We start from the raw sequence: 685 nt of genomic DNA on the forward strand, positions 1-685 counted from the left end.
TCAAAACTCACGTTCATTTTTGCAGCAACAGGTTTTGCCGTCGGTTTAGGTAATATTTAGAAATTCCCTTACATGACTGGGGAATACGGCGGTGGCGCGTTCGTACTGATCTATCTCGCGTTTATTTTATTGTTGGGTCTGCCGATCATGATGGCAGAGATCGCTATAGGCCGAAGTGCTAAAGCAAACCCGATTGATGCAGTCGAGCATCATGCAGCACATAATGGTTTATCGAAAAACTGGTTCTTACTACCGGCAATGGGCTTATGCGCAGGCATTATGATCTTGATGTTCTACAGCGTGGTCGCTGGTTGGCCCTTAGATTACATCATTGCTTCGCTGAGCCGCAGCTACATGAATGCACCTGCAGAGGCTATCAGCGGTCACTTTGGCGAACTCACCTCTAACTTTGGCTTACAGCTTATATACCTCACTATCTTTATTGTTTTAACAGGTTTGTTGGTTGTCGGTGGCGCAAAGTCAATTGGTAAAGCGGTTGAAGTGATGATGCCTGCCCTGTTTATTATCCTTCTAATCTTGCTTGGTTACGCCTTATTCGCCGGTGATGTCGCGCGTGGTATGAAGTTCATGTGGAAGGTAGATTTTTCTAAAATCACCATGGACGTTGTACTAGCCGCGATGGGTCAAGCTTTCTTCACGCTATCTCTCGGTATGGGTAGCATCA

Annotated in this window: 1 pseudogene; it reads left to right on the top strand. The window is 46.0% G+C overall.

The annotated features are described in order from the left end of the window. Positions 1-72 precede the first annotated feature (72 nt). Positions 73-685 (top strand): annotated as a pseudogene (locus tag A3738_RS09485) (sodium-dependent transporter); the annotation flags it as partial.

This window comes from Oleiphilus sp. HI0066, assembly GCF_001635725.1.